We start from the raw sequence: 16,579 nt of genomic DNA, 5'->3' as shown, positions 1-16,579 counted from the left end.
GAAGTATTTTGTTGAGGCGTTTCACCAATACGCGCGGCAGCGCGCATCAAACAGAACATTGCAGCAAGCCGCAAATGCGATCAAAAGCGTGGTTTCGATCGAGAAACTGCCGACTCAGTGGATAACAACCGTCGTCCCCACCGGCACATTATTGTAGATCCATTTGACATCGTTCTTGTACATACGGATACAGCCGTGCGAAACCGGATAGCCCGCACTGAAATCATATTCCTTATCCGTACCCGGATAGCACAGGCGCGAATGGAACGCATAACCCGTACCCGGATAGAAGCCAACGACCGGACGCACGGTATAGGTACCGGTCGTCCATCCGCCCGCCGATTTATAAGATACGGTGGTCAGACCGGTCCGTGTAGGCGTACCGGCCGCGCCGGTGCCCACCAAAAAGGATTTGATCAGCTTCCAGTTGCCCTTAGAGCCTTGGAACACATTGACATGCTGGTATGCGCGGTTGATCCACAGCAAATACTGGCTGCGGCTGGAATATCCCTTGGCATTGACCCAGACTTCCTTTTCATAGGGCTTGTAATCATTATTGACCGCATAGGCGGTGGTGTAATTGCCGCGGTAAGTAGAGGAAACCAGCTTGAGCACCCGGTTCACGTCGCGCTGGTAATACCACTCATCCGAATAATTTTCGATCGGCACGGTCTTTTCCGCGTAGACCTCCTCGGTTTCGCCGGTGGAAGGATTCTGATAGATCAGCTTGAAGCCGACCGTCACCGTGGTTTTCATATTCTTGGTAAATTTGAAGGTGGTCGTCTGGCGGGAGACCGTATCCGCCGTCAGGCTGAATTGATCGTTGCGGTAGCCGGAAAGCGCCTTGCCGTCCTGATACCACTGGGCGGTGCACACCTTGTCCTCTTCCACACCGGTAAAACGCACCTCGGTCGCAAGCGAGCCGCCCGCCGGCACCTTGTCCGGCACAGTGATATCGACCGTCACACCGGTCAGTCCGCGGTCGATATTCTCGGTTTTGGCATCTGCCGAAATAGAAACCTCGCAGTCAACCGCGCGGATATCCACGCTCTTTGCCCGGCCGCTGCCGTTCACCCGCGTGCCGATCCCGGCTACGGTCAGGCTGTCCACTGCACGGTTCAGCGTTAATACATTGTTCTTTGCACCGCCGCTGATCACGACCTCGCCTGCCGTGCCGTTCATTTTAATGGTATTATTGCTGCCGGTGATGACCAGCCGCTCCGCATCCATATCAGAAAGGTCGATCGTGCGGCCGGAAGCCGTGATCTCGATATTGGTCACATCGCCTTTCATCGATACTGCGCCGCCCGTTCCGGCGATGACCAGCGTATGTACAGCGGTGGTATCGGTCAGGCTGATATCCGCCGCGCCCGCAGGATCTGCGATGATTGCACCGAGCTGTGTGCCGTTTTTCGCGGTAAAGTCAATATCCTCCATACCCTTGAGCACTACACGGCCCGTAAGGGTCACGCCATTCAGCTGCGCCTTTTCCGTTACCACCGGGAAGAGCAAGTCTCCGTCCCCTGCCAGCTCGGACAGCTCAATCTGCGCAAGCCGGAGCAGCGTATTCTGCTCCAGCGTGGAAACCTCCGGTGCCGGCTCGTCTTCCGCAGGCGCGGTAATGATCTGGTTGGCAATGCGCATAAACATGGTGACAAACTGGGCGCGCGTCAGCTTGCCCTGCGGGCTGAGGGTAGTATCTGTAATGCCGTTTACCACACCTGCCTGCACCAGCGCCGCTGCCGCCTGCCGCTGCTCCGCCGTCATCGAAGAAAGGTCGGTAAAAGCAGTCAGCACATCGCTGTCGCCTTCCGCACCGGAAAAGCCGAAGGCACGCGCCATCAGCACAAAGGCTTCCGCGCGGCTGGCAGCGGTGTCAAAATTGCGGTCGTCATCTGCCGGGATCAGCCCCAGATGGATGGCCTTGCCCAGATCCTCCGCAAACCACAGGCTCGGGGGAACGCTTGTCAGCCCGCTCGTGTCGTCCGCGATCTGTGCGCCCAGCACACGGTTGAGCATCACAACCGCCTCCGAGCGCTTGATCGGGTTATCCGGCATCATCTTGCCGTCGATGCCGTTCAGGATACCCAGTTCCGCGCCGCGCTGTAATGCATCATAAGCCCAATGTCCTGCAATATCCGGAAATGCCGGCTGCACCGGCTCGGGCAGCTCTTCATCCGTCAAGGTCAGTGCGGCAGGCAGCTCCCCCGCCATAATGCGGGCTGCCAGCAGCTTGGCTTCTCCCTCGGTAAAATCGTCCTCCAGCGTGCAGCTTTCGTTCTGCGCAGCCTTTACCGTTGTTTGACCGGCCTGCTCACCGTCCAGCAGCAGATACAGCACAGCATCCTCCGGTCCGGCATGTTCGGCCAGCGTCTTGCCGCCTTCCTCGGTCCAGAACAGGGTCAGGCTGTAACTGCCGTCCTGCCCCAGATCCGCTTCGGCGGCGGCGATACCGTCTCCCGTCAGCCAAATACCACCGTCCCGGTCTGCCAGCTGCAGCGTGTTGGGCTGCGCCAAAAACGCCGCCACGCCTGCGGCTTCCGCACCGTCGGGCAGGGCAACGGTAACCGTGTGCGTCTCCCCGTCGATCGTGACCGCCGCCTGCTCCAAACCGAGCTGCGCCAGACGCCCCTCCAGCACCGCGCGCAGCGCTGCGGCCAGGGAATCGCTCAAGGCCGTTTCACCCTCCGGCAGCGTAACCGCAAAACGCAGCGCCGCACCGGTCTGCTGCGCCCCGGCAGACGGCTGCTCCCCCGCTGCGGGCATCGCCTCGCCGCCGGCGGCAAACGCACTGGTAAACAGCATCATAGCGGCCAATAGACCGCTGAAAATACGTTTTTTCAAGGTAATATTCCCCCTATGTCCGTAATACCTTTATTTTACGGTCGGGGCTTCGGCTTGTCAAGGAAAAGCAAGGTTTCAGTTTCGATACAAACGCCGCCGCAATGCCATTTCCCGCGCCGTAAAAGCGTAGTTTACAAGCGCTTTGCACCGTGCTATACTTATTATCGGTATATTCTTATCATTCGAGGAGGAACCACCCATGCTTTGCAAAAACTGCGGCAGGGAACTGCCCATCTCGGGCAAATTCTGCCCTTTCTGCGGCGCTACCGTCGAGCAAGCCGGCGCAGACGATGAAACCGCTGTATTCACCACCCTGCCGGACGACCTGAACGCACCGATCGACCTTTCTGCTTTTGATGCAGCCATGCAGGACGGCCATCATGCCGCCGGACCGGCCGACGGCGTGACCACCGGCGATCCGCTTGCTGCAACCGATCCGCGCATCCCGCCTGCCGGGCAGATGCCGCCGATCGACAGCCCGCGCGTGCAGCGCAGCACCGGCACGCCCGAATCTCCGCGCACAACCTATTTCGGTACCCCGGACCCGGATGACCGTCCGTACAAAAAGCCCTCCCGCGGCAAAAAAGCCGGTGTGATTGCTCTGGTGGTGGTGCTGGTTGCCGCCCTGATCGGCGGCGGCATCTGGTTTTTCATGAGCCGCCGGCCGGATGAAAACCAAACCCTGATCGAGCAGTACATGAAGCGCGGCGATTTTGAAAACGCGCTTGAAGCCTGCTATGCCGCACAGGCCGATGCGAAGGATCCCGCTGTGTTCGACGCGACCATCCACCTGCTGGAGGACTTCCTGACCGCCAAGGAATACGTGGAAAACGAACAGTATACCGAGGCGATCGCCTCGCTCAAGCAGCTCCAGAACCGTGTGACCGATACTGCCTCGCCGCTGTACAAGGCGATCGAGGATCTGCTCACGCAGGCGCAGGCCGCGCAGTCGGACAGCGAATTTGCCGCCGATTTTGCCGAAGCGCAAAATTATCTGGCGGATAAAAAGTTCGATGCCTGCGCAGGCAAGCTGGATTCCCTTGCAGCGGACGATACCCTGACCGGCGACCAGAAAAAGCAGGTCGAGGAGCTGCGCAAAAAGCTGGAGGAAGCACAGGCCGCCGCGCAGCAGGAGGAAAAGGACAACCAGCAAAAGTCCGAGCGCCGGCAGGAATTCAGCAGCAAGATCGACGCGTTGGAGCAGAGCGACCTGCAGATCTCTTCCGCCGGTACCGCCGAGGATGAGCTTGCGCTGACCGCCGGCTCCTTTGAGCAGTGGGACAGCCTGCTGATGGATATGTACGACTATCTTTCCACCATCCTTAACGCGGATCAGTACGCCGCCGAAGAGTCCAGCTTTGACCAGTGGGTCAAGGAGCGCGACGCCGGTGCAGCCAACGCCGCCAAGGAAAGCAGTGACGAAACCGCTGCCCAGCTCGCCTCTTACAGCTTTAAGCAAAGCTATACCAAGGCGCGGTGCTATAAGCTGCTGGAGATGATGTGATCCGCTTTGCATGCTGCAACCGTTTTTCGAACAGTCTCTCGATCGAAACCACGCTTTCGATCGAATTTGCGACTGCGAATCGCGCCCTTTGGGCACAATTCTCCGTCGTCTTGTATGAAAACCGAGATACATACTCCCGGTTTTTATGAAAATTGCAGCAGACTGCAATTTTCTATTTGATGCGCGCTGTCGCGCGTGTTGCCTACACGCAATAACATAATACTTTTTTCGACAGGTTGCCGCCCGCCGCGCATAGCGCGGCGGGCGGTTTTGCCGTTTTACCCCGTTTTGCGGCCGGTCAGACGCCGCTTATCCGATCATCTGGCCGACATTGTGCGCCGCCTTGTGCACCGAGTGCTCGGCACGCCGCGCCATATGCTGCGCGTTCCGGCGCACCGAGGGATTGAGCATTGCGCCCGCCGCGACCATGGAAACCACCGCGCCCGCGACCGCGCCGGTCGCAATGCCGGAAACAAAGGGAGATACATGCATTTTTTCCGCCGCCTTTCTTTTTTCTGTGAGCAGCGCGCCTTTCAGCGCCCGCGCCGCCCGTGCTTTTTGGCGCTGCACGGATAGTATGTCCGCTTTGCGTGCAGACTTACCTCTGTACGGGCGCACAAAATTTGCTTGAAAAAACAATTTTATTTTGCGCAATCGACGGTTTACAAACCCGGCATCCTATTATATAATATATGCAACAATCCGCCTTTAAGGCGCGGCCCGTGAGCCGTCCAAGGCAGAAAACAGTGCATACGCCGTCAGCCACAAATCAGGGGGACAGGTGTAGATTTTGGTGCGGCTTTCTGCGTTTGGTGCGGAAGGCTGTTTTTATTGTATTTCGAAGGGAGGCGGCAAAATGGCCGGGCAGAAGGCCGTTATTCTGGACGCGGACGGCGTGCGCCGCGCGCTGACCCGCATTGCGTTTGAAATCATCGAAAAAAACAAAGGGGCAGATCATCTGCTGCTGGCCGGCATCAAAACGCGCGGCGTTTATCTGGCACAGCGCATCGCCGCCAAGCTTGGCGAGGTTGAGGGCATGGCCCCGCCGGTGCTCGCACTGGACGTGACCCCCTGGCGGGACGATAAGCCCCGCAGCAGCGGCAGCCTGCCGCCGCTCGACCCCCGCATTGCGGACGCGACCGTTATTCTGGTGGACGATGTGCTGTACACCGGCCGCACGGTGCGCGCTGCGATCGAAGCGCTGGCGCACAGCGGCCGCGCCGGGCGTATCCAGCTTGCTGTACTGGTCGACCGCGGGCACCGCGAGCTGCCCATCCGGCCGGACTACACCGGCAAAAACCTGCCCACCTCGCGGGAGGAGCGCGTCTCCGTGCGCCTGACCGAAGTGGACGGCGAAGATAATGTTGTCATTTTGAAACACGAATATACAAAAAACGATTGCCGCTGAGAAAGGAAGAGCATTTATGTCGATCCAAACACTGGTAGAAAAAATCAAGGAAAAGGGCAACCCGACCGTTGCCGGGCTGGACGCCCGCCTCGAGTACATCCCCCAGCACATTACCATGCGCCATATGATGCTGCACGGCGAAACGCTGCGCGCAGCGGCGGAGAGCGTCGTCACCTTCAACTGCGGGTTGATCGACGCACTGTGCGACATCGTGCCCGCGGTCAAGCCGCAGGCGGCGTATTACGAGCTGCTCGGCTCCTACGGCGCGATGGCGCTCAAGGAAACCATCGACTACGCCCACGCCAAGGGCATGTACGTCATCGGCGATATCAAGCGCAACGACATCGGCGCAACCGCCACGGCTTACGCGGAAGCCTACCTCGGCAAGACCCGCGTGGGCGATACCGAGATCGCGCCCTACGGCTGCGACAGCGTAACGGTAAACGGCTACCTCGGCACGGACGGCGTCGAGCCCTTCCTGATAGAGTGCCGGAACCGCGAAAAGAGCCTGTTCATGCTGGTCAAAACCTCCAACCCCTCCTCCGGCGAGCTGCAAAACCGCGATATGGAAGGCAAGCCCCTGTTCGTCCGCACGGCCGAGATGGTCGCAAAATGGGGTGAGGGACTGGATATGCCCTGCGGCTACAACCAGATCGGCGCGGTCGTCGGCGCAACCTATCCGGAAGAGCAGAAGGTCGTGCGCGAACTGCTGCCGAAGAGCTACTTTCTGGTGCCCGGCTACGGCGCGCAGGGCGCGACCGCAAAGGACATCGCAAACGCCTTTAACGACGACGGCCTCGGCGCGATCGTCAACTCCTCACGCGGCATCATGTGCGCGTGGAAGAAGAACGACAAGGACGGCCGCGATTATAAGGAAGCCGCCCGCGCAGAAGCCATCCGCATGCGGGATGAGATCGTTGCAGCAATAAAATAAGGTATAGGGGGGTACCCGTACCCCCTATATACGGCATCCGGTTTCTCCGGAACCGGATGCCGATACAGGTATTATCGCGCCGTTAGGCGCATAGCCAATTAGAAAATGGCGGTATACTGCCATTTTCATAAAAAGCCGCGACATGCGCGTGGCTTTTTATACAGGTACGAAGCAAAGTTTCGTCTATCGGAACTTTGCGCAGTTTAGGACATATCCGCGTCACCGGCGCGGTATGTCCCCTCGATTGAAACTGTAGTTTCAATCGAAGAGATATAAGGAGCGTGGGAACTTGAAAAAAGCGTATTTACTGCTCGCGGACGGCACCCTGTTTGAAGGCACCGCCGTCGGCTATGAGGGACAGAGCATCGGCGAGGTCGTGTTCAACACGGGCATGGTCGGCTATCAGGAGCTGCTGACCGATCCCTCCTACTACGGTCAGATCGTCACCATGACCTATCCGCTGATCGGCAACTACGGCATCAACTGCGAGGATAACGAATCCCGCAAGAGCTGGCTATCCGGCTTTATCATGCGCGAGGAGACCGAATATCCCTCCAACTGGCGCTGCAAGATGACGCTGGACGAATACCTCAAAGAGCAGAAGATCGTCGGCCTTGCGGGCATTGATACCCGCCGCCTGACCCGCAAGCTGCGCGGCGAGGGCGTGATGAACGGCGTGATCTACACCGAGGGCTTTGAGCCGGACGAGCAGACCGTTGCCGCCATGCAGGCCTTTGTGGTAAAGGACGCCGTAAAATCCGTAACGCGCGGCGAAAGCAAGGTATACCCCGCCGAGGGGCAGGCTAAGTACCGCATCGCACTGTATGATTACGGCGTCAAGTACAACATCGAACGCGAACTGCAAAAGCGCGGCTGCGAGGTCGTTGCCGTGCCGGCGCTCACCCCTGCGGAGGAGATCATCGGCAAGTTTGACGGCGTGATGCTGTCCAACGGCCCGGGCGACCCGGCGGAAAACACGGAATGCATCGCCATCCTCAAAACGCTGGTCGAAAGCGGCATGCCGATCTTCGGCATCTGCCTGGGCCACCAGCTTTTAAGCCTTGCCATCGGCGCGCAGACGGAAAAGCTCAAATACGGCCACCGCGGCGCCAACCATCCGGTCAAGGATGTGGACACCGACCGCACCTATATCACCAGCCAGAACCACGGCTACGCAGTCGTCGGGGAATCGGTCGATCCGGCTGTGGCGCGCGTGCGCTATATCAACCTGAACGACGGCACGGTGGAAGGGCTGGAGCATATCGGCCGTCCGGTGTTCACCGTGCAGTACCATCCCGAGGCCTGTGCAGGCCCGATGGACACCTCGTACCTGTTTGATAAGTTTATGGAAAACATCGCAAAAACCAAGGGAGGCGCTCAGTAATGCCGCTGCGCAAAGATATTAAAAAGGTAATGGTACTGGGCTCCGGCCCGATCGTCATCGGCCAGGCGGCCGAATTTGACTACGCCGGCACGCAGGCGTGCCGCGCCCTGCGCGAGGAAGGGCTGGAGGTCGTGCTCGTCAACTCCAACCCCGCCACCATCATGACCGATAAGGCCATGGCAGACAAGGTCTATATCGAGCCGATGACCATCGAAGCCGTGCAGGAGATCATCAAAAAGGAACGTCCGGACTCCCTGCTGCCCAACCTCGGCGGCCAGACCGGCCTGAACCTTGCCATGGAGCTGTGCGAAAGCGGCTTTTTGGAGCAGATGGGCGTCAAGCTGCTCGGCGCCAAGCCGGACACCATCGCCAAGGCGGAGGACCGCCAGATGTTCAAGGACACGATGGAAAAAATCGGCGAGCCGTGCATCGCGTCCAAGGTCGTACACACGGTGGAGGACGCGGTCGAATTTACCCGCGAAATCGGCCTGCCGGTCATCATCCGCCCCGCGTATACGCTTGGCGGCACGGGCGGCGGCATCGCCTACACATGGGATGAGCTGCGCGAGATCGCAGCATCCGGCATCATGTACTCCCGCGTGGATGAGATCCTCGTTGAAAAGTGCATCACCGGCTGGAAGGAAATCGAGTTTGAGGTCATGCGCGATGCCAAGGGCAACGCCATCACCATTTGCAGCATGGAAAACGTCGATCCGGTCGGCGTACACACGGGCGACTCGATCGTTGTCGCGCCCGCCCAGACCCTGTCGGATAAGGAATACCAGATGCTGCGCACCTCGGCGCTCAACATCATCGACGAGCTGGGCATCGAAGGCGGCTGCAACGTGCAGTACGCCCTGCATCCGGAATCCTTTGAATACGCGGTCATCGAGGTAAACCCCCGCGTTTCCCGTTCGTCCGCGCTGGCTTCTAAGGCCACCGGCTATCCGATCGCCAAGGTGACCGCCAAAATTGCCATCGGCTACGGTCTGGATGAGATCACCAACGCCGTTACCAAAAAGACCAAGGCCTGCTTTGAGCCGACCATCGACTATATTGTGTGCAAATTCCCGCGCTGGCCGTTTGACAAGTTCGTGTATGCGGACAATACCCTCGGCACCCAGATGAAGGCCACCGGCGAAGTCATGAGCATTGACACCAGCTTTGAAGGCGCGCTGATGAAGGCCGTGCGCGGGTGCGAGATCAAGCTGGACAGCATGATCGTGCCGCGCTACGCGGCGCAGTCGGACGCGGAAATCAGGAAGGGCGTTGCCCGCACAGATGACCAGCGCCTGTTCCACATCTGCGAGGCGCTGCGCCGCGGCATCATGACCATCGAGGAGATCCACGAGGTCACCACGATGGACGTATTCTTCCTGCACAAGTTCCAGAACATTGTAAACATGGAAAAGGAACTCGCGTCGGCGGAAGAAATCGACAGCGAGCTCTACCTGCGCGCCAAAAAGATGGGCTTCCTTGATAAGACCATCACCGAGCTTTCCGGCAAGGATATTTCCGCGGTTAAGCGTCTGCCGGTTTACAAAATGGTCGATACCTGCGCGGCGGAGTTTGACGCGGAGACCCCCTACTACTACTCCACCTTTGACGAGGAGACCGAGGTTGCGCCGCCCAGCGGCAAAAAGAAGGTGCTCGTTTTAGGCTCCGGTCCGATCCGCATCGGTCAGGGCATCGAGTTCGACTACTGCTCGGTACACGCGGTGTGGGCGCTGCAAAAGCTCGGCTGCGAGACCGTCATCATCAACAACAATCCGGAAACCGTTTCTACCGACTTTGATACCGCCGACCGCCTGTATTTCGAGCCGCTCACGCCCGAGGATGTGACCGGCGTTGTAATGGCGGAAAAGCCGGATTACGCCATCGTGCAGTTCGGCGGACAGACCGCCATCAACCTTGCCGCCCATGTGGAATCACTCGGCGTGCCGATCCTCGGCACCCCGGCCTGGTCGATCGACGCGGCGGAGGACCGTGAAAAGTTCGACGTCATCCTGGAAAAGTGCGGCATCCCGCGTCCGGCCGGCCACACGGTCATGACCGAGGAAGAGGCCGTCCGCGCGGCGGATGAGCTGGGCTATCCCGTGCTAGTGCGCCCGAGCTATGTGCTTGGCGGTCAGGGCATGGAAATCGCACACAAGGAAGAGGACGTGCGCGAATTCATGCAGGTCATCACCCGCAACAAGGTGGAAAACCCCGTGCTGGTCGATAAATACATGATGGGCCGCGAGATCGAGGTTGACGCCATCTGCGATGGTGACGATATCCTCATCCCGGGCATCATGGAGCACTTTGAGCGCGCCGGTGTACACTCGGGCGACTCGATCGCCATTTACCCCTCGATCAACATTGAGGAAAAGCATAAGCAGACCATCATCCAATATACCGAAGCGCTGGCCAAAAACCTGTCGGTGCTCGGTCTGGTCAACATCCAGCTCGTATTGTACAACGATCAGATCTATATCATCGAGGTCAATCCCCGTTCCTCCCGTACCGTGCCGTATATCTCCAAGGTGACCGGCGTGCCGATGGTCGATCTGGCGACCCGCTGCATGTTCGGCGAAAAGCTGCGCGATATGGAGTACGGCACCGGTCTGTATCCGGAAAGCGACCACTATGCGGTCAAGGTGCCGGTATTCTCCTTCCAGAAGCTGCGTGACCTTGACACCCAGCTCGGGCCGGAGATGAAATCCACCGGTGAGGTGCTCGGTGTGTCCACCTCCTTCCGCGAAGCGCTGCTCAAGGGTCTGACCGGCGCGGGCTTCCAGATGAAGAAAAAGGGCGCGGTGCTGATCTCGGTGCGCGATTCGGACAAGCAGGAAGCCATCCGCATCGGCGAGCGGTTTGAAGCCCTTGGTTTCGATATCTACGCCACGAGCGGCACGGCCAACGTGCTCAACCGCCACATGGTTGCCACCAATGCCATCCGCAATGTGGACGAGCCTTCGCCCAACATTATTGATTTGATCGAGTCCGGCAAGATCGACTATGTCATTGCCACCTCGGTCAAGGGCCGTCATCCCGAGCTTGGCTCGGTACACATCCGCCGCACCGCAGTCGAGCGCGCGATCCCGTGCCTGACCTCGATCGACACCGCCTCGGCGCTGCTGCGCTGCCTCGAAGGCGATGTCAAAATCGAAAACTGCGAGATGGTGGATATCAACCGGATTTAAGGCTGCTATATTCCACAATTTCACACAAAAAACACCCGGAAACCACAGTTTCCGGGTGTTTTTTACTGTCTGTGAAGTTTTTACGATGTGGAAGTGGTAGACGGCTCCGGTTTGCGGTGGATACCGGAAAGCAGGGTGCAGATGACCCAGATAAGCAGAGAAAACACCAGCATAAAAAAGCACGCCGTAACAAGAATAGTGATCGTTCCTACCTGCTCCTGATGCAGCACTGAGGGAAAACGCAGCAGCAGAAACCAATCGCTTGTCCCCACCGCATACCACAGCAGGCTTTGCAACGCTGCACAGGGCAGCAGCACCGTCGGCGTGACGCTGCACCGCTTGATCCGACACAACACCACGCAAAGCGCCATAAGCACTACCGTGCCGATCGCCCATGCAATCCGCGCACCTGACAGCAACTGTTCCATGGCAGTATTCAGTTCGCCCTTGACTGTGACCAGCGCGCGCTCATCAGATGGTGGGACAAAGCTGACGATCCGTGATACCCGCAGATACAGCAGCACCACTGCACCTATAAACGGTACGGCACTGACCACCCCCGGCATAAGCGGATCTAAGCAGGTCTGTGCAGTCATGCCGAAATACCGGTATGCCAGCACACCAAGCGCGGCAACCAACAGCAAAAGCAGCCCTACCAGCAGTCCCCAGTAAAATTGATTCACCTCCAGCACGATCTGATACCTGCCGCATGGAACCATAAGATATTCGGAAAATGCCGGTGCAATCACCTGTATACCAAACAGCAGCGCGGTAGCGGCATAGCCGCCCCGCAGCAGGGTTGCACGGCGGCGGCTGACAGACAGATCATCCGGGTCAGCATAGCTGCGCAGCCGCCTGATCGTGCCGCTGTGCCAAACCGAACATGCCGCAAACAGGATGCAAAGCAGCTGCAACCGAAAGCTTCCCTGCATACCAAGTGATATCGTATACCAGATAAATGCCGGCACACAAATACTGAACGCCAACAGCAGCCAGCTATCCGCATCCGCCAGCTTTTGTGCGGCATATGCGCGCCGGATCTCGGACGGCTGCGGCGCATCCTGTTCCGGCATCGGCGCATCCGCACATGTCTCGCCTGCCAGCAGCTCATCCACCGTGATGCCGAGCGCCTCCGCGAGCAGGGGCAGCAGCGTCACCTCGGGGTAACCCGCGCCCGTTTCCCATTTGCTGACCGCCTTATCCGACACCAGCAGCCGTCCGGCCAGCTCTTTCTGTGTCAGGCCGAGGGCTTTGCGCTGCGATGCAATCAGCGCACCGGTTTTCTTTGCATCCATCACTGCACCTCCCCTTTCATCTGATTTCAGTATACCGTATGCCCGTCCCCACTGCAACCGAGACGCAGAAGAAGAGGACTCCACGCAGCGTGGAGCGGCAAAAACACGAAAAAGTCAGGTACATGCCTGACTTTTTCGCATTTTCGCCGCAACGATTATTTGATATTCGCTTTCCAGTCATTCAATCCACCGCGATGCGCTTGAACATCCGGTAATGGCTGCCGTTTTCGTCCGCGTATTCGCCGCGCTGCTCAAACCGGAATTTCTGATAAAACCCTTGCGCGCGCACATTATCCACGCCGACATGCGCCGCCAGATATTCCTTGCCGAGCATACGGTATACGCTGATCGCCTGCCCTAAAATCTGTCCGCTCAGGCCGTGACCGCGGTAAGCAGCATCGATGCAGAAGCCGCCCACCAAGCCGACACCCGGCTCAGCATCATACCAGGTTTTTAGATATACGAGTGCAACCGGCTCCCCGTCCTCCGCGCAGCCGAAGCAGCACGCACGCGGACTGACCTGCTGCGCCCGCACCACATCGTGCAGCAGCGCATCCGGCTGCAAACCGGCATCCGTTCCGTAGGCATTCCGGTGCAGCTCACGCATAAAGGCGATGATTTTTTCCGCATCCGCAGCGTTCATCGGGTCGGCGCGGCGGAACCAGATCTGCGGCGTAGTCGGTACGCCCTTGTTATCCGTCCAGCCGATGGAAGCGAAGGTAGAAAGCGCCTGCGGCAGATGGGATGCATCGTTTTCATACACCACGTCGATCTGCTCCGGCCCGTCAAAATCCAGCCGCGCCACGCAGGTGTTGTCCCCCCAGCCGATCTCGGCCATCTGCTCGGGGGCAAAGCCATGGGCAATGGTCAGTGCGCCGCGGATGGCCGAACCGTGGGTCACGACCGCGATCGCGCCGCCGTCATGCTGCCGCACCAGCGCGCGCACCCCGTCCAGCATCCGGCGGCCGGCCTGCATCACGCTTTCGCCGTGCGGCGGGGCGGCCTCCCACGGGCGGGCGCGCCACTGCGCGTATTCCTCCGGCCAGACGCGCGGCAGCTCGGCCCATGTCAGGTCCTCCCAGTCGCCCATATCGATCTCGCGCAGCACCGGACGGGTCTCGACCGAAAGCCCATGCGGTGCGGCAACCGCCTTCGCCGTAGTGCGCGCACGGAACAGGTCGGACGCATAAACCGCATCCAGCGGCACGTTTTCAAACCGTTTTGCCAGAAAGGGAAGCTGTTCATAAGCGCGCGGGGTGAGCAGGCTGTCATACTGGCCGTGGCAGCGGCGGTACACATTGCCCTCAGCCTCTGCGTGGCGGATGATGTAAACCGTGGTCATGCGTTACACCTCGACCGCGCCGGACAGCTCCCGCACGGATTTGACACCGTGCGCGTCCATCCACGCTTCCAGCTCGCGCAGCGCCTTGACCGGCGCCGTCGGGTCGGCAAACATCACCGTGCCCATGGCGACCGCATCCGCGCCCGCCAGCAGCATTTCCACAATATCGCGTCCCGTGCGGATGCCGCCCATGCCCAAAATCGGCACATCGACCGCGCGCCGCACCTGATACACCATGCGCACCGCCACCGGGAACACCGCCGGACCGGACAGTCCGCCCATCACGTTGGACAGGATGGGCTTTCTGGTCTCAATGTCGATCCGCATACCGAGCAGCGTGTTGATGAGCGAGAGCGCGTCCGCGCCGGCCGCCACCGCCGCGCGGGCAATTTCCGCAATATCGGTCACGTTGGGGCTGAGCTTGACGATGAGCGGCTTTTTCGCCTTGCGTTTGGCTGCCGAGACCACCTCGGTCACCATATCCGGCTGCGTGCCGAACGCCATGCCGCCGCATTTGACGTTCGGGCAGGAAATATTCATCTCGATGAGGTCAACATCCGCATCCGAGATCTTCTCGATCATGCCCTCGTATTCCTCCACCGTGTTGCCCGACACATTGGCGATGATCTTGGTATCATACTGCCGCAGGAAGGGGATCTGTTCCTCGATAAAGCGGTCGATGCCCGGGTTTTGCAGGCCGACGCAGTTCAGAATACCGGACGGCGTCTCCGCAATGCGGGGCGCGGGGTTGCCGAGCCGCTCGGTCGGCGTTAAACCCTTGACGCCGATGCCGCCAAGCTGGGACAGATCGAAAAATTCGCCGTATTCATGGCCGAAGCCAAAGGTGCCCGATGCAGTCGTGATGGGGTTTTTCAGCTCCACGCCGCAGAAATTAACTTTCAAATCCGCCATTACCAAACGACCTCCTCTGCATCAAATACCGGACCGTCCTTGCAGACATGGCCGTAACGCACGCCCTGCTGCCCGTCCTTCAGCTTGAGTTCGCACGCGCACACCAGACAGGCGCCGATGCCGCAGCCCATCCGCTCTTCCATCGAAACCTGACAGGGCACGCCTGCCTCCCGCGCCAGCGCGGCAATCGCCCGCAGCATGGGCTTGGGGCCGCACGCGGCAACACCCGTAGCGTCCGCCAGCTGCTCTTTGAGCACGTCGGTCACAAAACCGTGCCGCGCGTAGGAGCCGTCGTTCGTTGTAACAAAGGTCTCACACACCGCACGGAACGCCTCTTCCAGAATGACCGCGCCCTGATTGCGGAAGCCGAGCACCGCGCGCGGCTGCGCCCCGGTCTGCGCGGCGCAAACGGCGGTTTGCAGCATGGGCGGCACACCGATGCCGCCGCCGATCAGCACAGGCTTTGCGCCGAGCGCCGCCATATCGAACCCGTGGCCGAGCGGCCCGAGCACATCGAGCGTATCGCCTTCCCGCCGGGCGGAAAGCCAGCGGGTGCCCTCGCCCTTGACCTGATAAACAACGGTGAGCTTATCCGCCGCCGCGCGGCAGATCGAAATCGGGCGGCGCAGCAGATTGCCCTCGCCGCAGGCGATGTGTACGAATTGTCCGCACTGTGCCGCCGCCGCGATCTGCGGCGCTTCCAGCACTGTTTCATATAATCCTTCTCCCAGCCGCGTCTGCTGTGCAACGCGGCAGATCTCCTGCATCGACATATATTTTCCCCTTTCGGTGATACTGCTTCTATTGTACAGGAAAACCGCATAAAAAGGAAGCCCTTTCCCTTTTGTACGCACCGCAGGATGTCTTTGCTCTTGTCTTTTCCCGCTTTGCATGTTACAATCAAATTGCGACACAACCGAATAATCATCTGTACGAGTGTGTATTTTACTATGGTAAAAATGCATGCTCTGCTTTCGCATTCGTATGGATGATCCGGAAGGTTGTGTCGCAGCAATCGGAGCAATGCGTTTTTCAGCGCACGGCTTCGGCTGTGCGCTTTTTTATTTGCATCACAAAACGAAAACGGAGGGAAAACGATGAAAAAACATTGGATCATGGCGAGCATAGTGCTGGCGCTTCTGCTGCTGCCGGGCTGCGGCAGCACCGCTGCCAAACCAGTGGATGAAGCCGGAACGGATACACCGCAGGCGGACGGCCGCACCCCTGCGGCGGAGTACAGCTTTACGCTCGAAGAGGACGAAAGCCGCGTAGTGGAAAACACGGTATTTGAAAAAGATATGACGGTTGGCGGCGCGCGGGCGCAGATCGTATTTGACAACTGCGTTTTTAACGGCGATATCATCAACACCTCTGAAGCGGGCGCCAGCGTTACCATCACCGGCTCGGAAGTCAACGGCACCTGTATTTTGCGCAACGGCAGGAAAGAAGCGGTGATGGAAGACCCCTTCCCCAAATTTCTGCTGGACGCACCGGCCGAGGTCGTGTGCGAGGACTGCTTTGGCGGCGCGGTCGCGCTGGGCGATTTTGCGCTGCACTTCAACGGTGAGACCTATACCATGCAGGACGCTTCGCTTTTCTTCGATATGACCGATCCGGAAGCCGGTTTTGTGCCGTATGAAGGGCAGCAGGCTTCTCTTCTGGCAGCTGCGCAATGGTGGGAAAACGGAGAACCACAGCTGCTGATCGAATGCGAATTTGATCCGAATTTATAAAAAAAGTGTGCACTGCCGAAGCAGCGTAAGAAAAACAG

Annotated in this window: 12 protein-coding genes; 6 read left to right on the top strand and 6 right to left on the bottom strand. The window is 59.2% G+C overall.

Going from position 1 to position 16,579, the window contains the following annotated elements:
• Positions 1-114: 114 nt before the first annotated feature.
• Entirely contained in the window at positions 115-2,844 is a 2,730-nt protein-coding gene (locus T363_RS0101410; protein WP_031472528.1) for an S-layer homology domain-containing protein, read from the bottom strand.
• A gap of 199 nt (positions 2,845-3,043) precedes the next feature.
• On the opposite strand from T363_RS0101410, the gene T363_RS0101405 reads away from it, so the two are divergent.
• Positions 3,044-4,348 carry a zinc ribbon domain-containing protein gene (locus tag T363_RS0101405; protein ID WP_031472526.1) on the top strand — a complete coding sequence of 435 codons (1,305 nt, stop codon included), beginning with the start codon at positions 3,044-3,046 and terminating at the stop codon, positions 4,346-4,348.
• A gap of 309 nt (positions 4,349-4,657) precedes the next feature.
• Here T363_RS0101405 and T363_RS0101400 read toward each other — a convergent pair whose 3' ends face one another.
• Positions 4,658-4,918: a hypothetical protein gene (locus tag T363_RS0101400; RefSeq protein WP_154658723.1), complete on the bottom strand. Its 261-nt coding sequence runs from the start codon at positions 4,916-4,918 to the stop codon at positions 4,658-4,660.
• 286 nt (positions 4,919-5,204) lie between these two features.
• Between T363_RS0101400 and pyrR the strand changes: the two genes are divergently transcribed.
• The 4 genes from pyrR to carB all read left to right on the top strand — a co-directional run bounded on the left by pyrR (position 5,205) and on the right by carB (position 11,259).
• Positions 5,205-5,756 (top strand): bifunctional pyr operon transcriptional regulator/uracil phosphoribosyltransferase PyrR, encoded by a 552-nt coding sequence (pyrR, locus tag T363_RS0101395; protein WP_031472522.1) that lies wholly within the window; start codon positions 5,205-5,207, stop codon positions 5,754-5,756.
• Positions 5,757-5,772: 16 nt separating this feature from the next.
• The gene (gene pyrF, locus T363_RS0101390; RefSeq protein WP_031472520.1) at positions 5,773-6,690 is read left to right on the top strand and encodes an orotidine-5'-phosphate decarboxylase; all 918 of its coding nucleotides are present in this window, start codon (positions 5,773-5,775) and stop codon (positions 6,688-6,690) included.
• 289 nt (positions 6,691-6,979) lie between these two features.
• Positions 6,980-8,074 carry a carbamoyl phosphate synthase small subunit gene (locus tag T363_RS0101385; protein WP_031472518.1) on the top strand — a complete coding sequence of 365 codons (1,095 nt, stop codon included), beginning with the start codon at positions 6,980-6,982 and terminating at the stop codon, positions 8,072-8,074.
• Positions 8,074-11,259, top strand: a complete 3,186-nt coding sequence (carB, locus tag T363_RS0101380; protein ID WP_031472516.1) for a carbamoyl-phosphate synthase large subunit — start codon at positions 8,074-8,076, stop codon at positions 11,257-11,259. The genes T363_RS0101385 and carB overlap by 1 nt, the downstream gene beginning before the upstream one ends.
• Positions 11,260-11,339: 80 nt before the next feature.
• Here carB and T363_RS14885 read toward each other — a convergent pair whose 3' ends face one another.
• The 4 genes from T363_RS14885 to T363_RS0101360 all read right to left on the bottom strand — a co-directional run bounded on the left by T363_RS14885 (position 11,340) and on the right by T363_RS0101360 (position 15,581).
• Positions 11,340-12,554, bottom strand: coding sequence for a helix-turn-helix domain-containing protein (locus T363_RS14885; protein ID WP_031472514.1), 1,215 nt, complete (start codon positions 12,552-12,554; stop codon positions 11,340-11,342).
• A 181-nt stretch (positions 12,555-12,735) separates the two neighbouring features.
• On the bottom strand, positions 12,736-13,896 hold the full coding sequence (locus T363_RS14880; protein ID WP_051643015.1) for a bifunctional histidine phosphatase family protein/GNAT family N-acetyltransferase: 1,161 nt from the start codon (positions 13,894-13,896) through the stop codon (positions 12,736-12,738).
• Between the two features lie 3 nt (positions 13,897-13,899).
• Positions 13,900-14,808 carry a dihydroorotate dehydrogenase gene (locus T363_RS0101365; RefSeq protein WP_031472510.1) on the bottom strand — a complete coding sequence of 303 codons (909 nt, stop codon included), beginning with the start codon at positions 14,806-14,808 and terminating at the stop codon, positions 13,900-13,902.
• On the bottom strand, positions 14,808-15,581 hold the full coding sequence (locus T363_RS0101360) for a dihydroorotate dehydrogenase electron transfer subunit (RefSeq protein ID WP_031472508.1): 774 nt from the start codon (positions 15,579-15,581) through the stop codon (positions 14,808-14,810). Before T363_RS0101360 ends, T363_RS0101365 begins: the two co-directional genes overlap by 1 nt.
• Before the next feature lie 324 nt (positions 15,582-15,905).
• Between T363_RS0101360 and T363_RS0101355 the strand changes: the two genes are divergently transcribed.
• Entirely contained in the window at positions 15,906-16,541 is a 636-nt protein-coding gene (locus T363_RS0101355; protein WP_031472506.1) for a hypothetical protein, read from the top strand.
• Positions 16,542-16,579: the final 38 nt, after the last annotated feature.

It is taken from the genome of Agathobaculum desmolans ATCC 43058 (genome assembly GCF_000701665.1).
Classification (GTDB): Bacteria; Bacillota; Clostridia; order Oscillospirales; family Butyricicoccaceae; genus Agathobaculum; species Agathobaculum desmolans.
The sequence above is the reverse complement of the archived record's forward strand: the minus strand, read 5'-3'. Positions and strand labels throughout refer to the sequence as shown.